The sequence below is a fragment of the Halomonas sp. BM-2019 genome (genome assembly GCF_017584085.1).
In genome coordinates this window covers 1,719,676-1,723,033 of the sequence record NZ_CP071922.1, presented here as the reverse complement: position 1 = coordinate 1,723,033, position 3,358 = coordinate 1,719,676, and the positions used below count along the sequence as shown (strand labels likewise).

Annotated in this window: 3 protein-coding genes; 2 read left to right on the top strand and 1 reads right to left on the bottom strand. The window is 68.9% G+C overall.

What is annotated here, in order from left to right:
- Both gatA and gatB read left to right on the top strand, forming a co-directional pair.
- Positions 1–1,312: Asp-tRNA(Asn)/Glu-tRNA(Gln) amidotransferase subunit GatA (gatA, locus tag J5F18_RS08650; RefSeq protein ID WP_346301848.1), on the top strand; the 1,312-nt coding region annotated here is incomplete at its 5' end.
- Positions 1,312–2,781, top strand: a complete 1,470-nt coding sequence (gatB, locus tag J5F18_RS08645) for an Asp-tRNA(Asn)/Glu-tRNA(Gln) amidotransferase subunit GatB (RefSeq protein ID WP_346301847.1) — start codon at positions 1,312–1,314, stop codon at positions 2,779–2,781. The genes gatA and gatB, both read left to right, overlap by 1 nt.
- 194 nt (positions 2,782–2,975) lie before the next feature.
- Here gatB and J5F18_RS08640 read toward each other — a convergent pair whose 3' ends face one another.
- Positions 2,976–3,146 (bottom strand): DUF6435 family protein, encoded by a 171-nt coding sequence (locus tag J5F18_RS08640; RefSeq protein WP_346301846.1) that lies wholly within the window; start codon positions 3,144–3,146, stop codon positions 2,976–2,978.
- Between the last annotated feature and the right edge of the window lie 212 nt (positions 3,147–3,358).

The window sequence follows — 3,358 nt, the reverse complement described above, 5'->3', positions numbered from 1 at the left end:
GGCCGCGGCCGAGGCCGCCGACGCCGCCCGCGCCCGCGGCGAGGCGGGCCCGCTTACCGGCCTGCCGCTGGCCATCAAGGATCTCTTCTGCACCGAGGGGGTGCTGACCACCGCCGGCTCGAGGATGCTGGCCAACTTCGTCGCCCCCTACGACGCCACCGTGGTGGAGAAGCTCAAGGCCGCCGGCACCGTGAGCCTCGGCAAGGCCAACCTGGATGAGTTCGCCATGGGCTCCTCCAACGAGAACAGCGCCTTCGGCGCGGTGAAGAACCCCTGGGACCTCGGCGCCGTGCCCGGCGGCTCCTCCGGGGGCAGCGCCGCCGCCGTGGCCGCGGGCCTGGCCCCCGCCGCCCTGGGCACCGACACCGGCGGCTCGATCCGCCAGCCGGCGGCCTTCTGCGGCATCACCGGCCTGAAGCCCACCTACGGCCGCGTCTCGCGATGGGGCATCATCGCCTACGCCTCGAGCCTCGACCAGGCGGGCCCCATGGCGCGCACCGCCGAGGACTGTGCCCTGCTGATGAACGCCATCGCCGGCCACGACCCCCGGGACTCCACCTGCGTGGCCCGGGGCGTGCCCGACTACACCGAAGAGCTCAAAGCCCCGCTGACCGGCCTCAAGATTGGCCTGCCGAAGGAGTACTTCGGCGACGGCCTCGACCCCGAGGTGGAGGCCGCGGTGCGCGAGGCGGTCAAGGCCTATGAGTCGCTGGGCGCCACGGTGCGCGAGGTGAGCCTGCCCCACACCCACTATGCCATCCCGGCCTACTACGTCATCGCCCCGGCCGAGGCCTCCTCGAACCTGTCGCGCTACGACGGCGTGCGCTTCGGCCACCGCTGCCAGAATCCCAGCGACCTGATCGACCTCTACAAGCGCTCCCGCGCCGAGGGCTTCGGCGAGGAGGTCAAGCGGCGCATCCTGATCGGCACCCACACCCTCTCCGAGGGCTTCTTCGACGCCTACTACAAGAAGGCCCAGCAGGTGCGCCGACTGATCCGCCAGGACTTCCTGGACGCCTTCGAGGAGGTGGACGTGCTGATGGGGCCGGCCTCCCCCACGCCCGCCTTCGACCTGGGCGCCAAGAAGGACCCGGTCGCCATGTACCTGCAGGACATCTACACCATCGCGGTGAACCTGGCCGGCCTCCCCGGCATCAGCGTGCCGGCGGGCTTCGTCAAGGGCCGTCCCGTGGGCCTGCAGATACTCGGCACCCACTTCGCCGAATCCCGCCTGCTCAACGTCGCCCACCGGTTCCAGCAGGCCACCGACTGGCACCTGCGTCGTCCTGCGCTTGCCGAGGAGAGCCTCTGATGCAATGGGAAACCGTGATCGGGCTGGAGGTTCACGTCCAGCTCGCCACCCGCTCCAAGATCTTCTCCGGCGCCTCCACCGCCTTCGGCGCCGAGCCCAACACCCAGGCCTGCGCCGTGGACCTGGGGCTGCCCGGGGTGCTGCCGGTGCTCAACGAGCAGGCGGTGGCCATGGCGGTGCAGTTCGGCCTGGCGATCCACGCCGAGATCCCCGAGGTCTCGGTGTTCGACCGCAAGAACTACTTCTACCCGGACCTGCCCAAGGGCTACCAGACCAGCCAGATGTACCACCCCATCGTCGGCGCCGGGGAGGTGGAGATCACCCTGGACGACGGCAGCACCAAGCGCATCCGGGTGCACCACGCCCACCTGGAGGAGGACGCCGGCAAGTCACTTCATGAATCGTTCTCCAACGGATTGGGCCACGCCATGACCGGCATCGACCTGAACCGGGCCGGCACCCCGCTGCTGGAAATCGTCTCCGAGCCGGACATGCGCAGCGCCAGGGAGGCGGCCGCCTACCTGCGCGGCATCCACGCCATCGTCACCTACCTGGGTATCAGCGACGGCAATATGGCCGAGGGCTCCATGCGCTGCGACGTCAACGTCTCGGTGCGCCCCGCCGGCCAGGCCGAGTACGGCACCCGCGCCGAGATCAAGAACGTCAACTCCTTCCGCTTCGTGGAGCGCGCCATCGAGTTCGAGGTGGAGCGCCAGATCGAGCTGCTCGAGGACGGCGGCGAGGTGATCCAGGAGACCCGCCTCTTCGACCCCGAGCGCGACGAGACCCGCAGCATGCGCACCAAGGAGGAGGCCAACGACTACCGCTACTTCCCCTGCCCCGACCTGCTCCCGGTGGTGCTCGATCAGGCCTACCTCGATCACCTGCGCGAGTCCCTGCCGGAGCTGCCCGACGAGAAACGCGCCCGCTTCCAGCGCGAACTGGGTCTCTCCGCCTACGACGCCGGGGTGCTCTCGGCCACCCGCGAGATGGCCGAGTACTTCGAGGAGGTGAAGAACATCTGCGGCGACGCCAAGCCTGCCGCCAACTGGGTGATGGGGGAGCTCGCCGGGGCGCTGAACCGCGAGGGGCTGGCCATCGGCGACAGCCCGGTCTCGGCCCGCCAACTCGGCGAGCTGATCGCGCGGGTGCTGGACGACACCATCAACGGCAAGGCCGCCAAGCAGGTCTTCCAGGCGCTGTGGAACGGCCAGGGGCAGAGTGCCGACGAGGTGATCGAGACCAAGGGGCTCAAGCAGGTCACCGACAGCGGCGCCATCGAGGCGATGATCGACCAGGTGATCGCGGAGAGCCCGGCCCAGGTGGCCCAGTACCGCGACGCCGAACCGGACAAGCGCGGCAAGATGATCGGCTACTTCGTCGGCCAGGTGATGAAGGCCTCCCGCGGCACCGCCAACCCCCAGCAGGTCAATGCGCTGCTGAAAGCGAAGCTCGACGCCCTCTGCTGAGCCCCGGCTGACCGACGCCGACGGCGTAACCGACGGGGCAGGCAACGGCAAGCGCAGGCCAAGCCCCCGGTGAGCTCACTGAAGACGCTCCTCGATGCGATTCCTCAGCATCGGGGGCTTCTTCGCCCTGGAGCGGCGGGAAGCCGGGCGACGGCTACTGCGACGCCGCCAGCAACCGGGCCCTCGGCGACCCCCTAGCCCTTCTTCAACGCCTCGATCTCCGCACGGATCGCCTCCGCCTCCTCGGTGAGCGAGGCGTTGGCGCGCATGTCGCCGTTGCGGGCAGCGTGCATCGCCTGCTCCAGCTTGCGCTCGTATTCCTTCTGCAGCTTCCTGGTCGGGTCGGTCTTGAAGAGTCCGAACATGGCCTGGCTCCTGTCGGGTAGATTGTCGATTCAGCCTACGCCCATTCCTGTACAAATACTATACGAGTTGACAATCGTGTAGATAGAGTGACTCCACCTCCGGGTAGCCACTTGCCTGCACGCCTCCCCTGCCCCATCCTGTCGCCAGGCCGCACTCACAAGCGGCCATACGCAGGTGTCCGGAGGGAAACCATGGCGCCGCGGGCCGCCTG

Excerpts from the sequence above, each read along its gene's own strand:
- gatB (WP_346301847.1), top strand. The coding sequence starts at position 1,312 with ATGCAATGGGAAACCGTGATCGGGCTGGAGGTTCACGTCCAGCTCGCC.
- J5F18_RS08640 (WP_346301846.1), bottom strand. The coding sequence starts at position 3,146 with ATGTTCGGACTCTTCAAGACCGACCCGACCAGGAAGCTGCAGAAGGAA.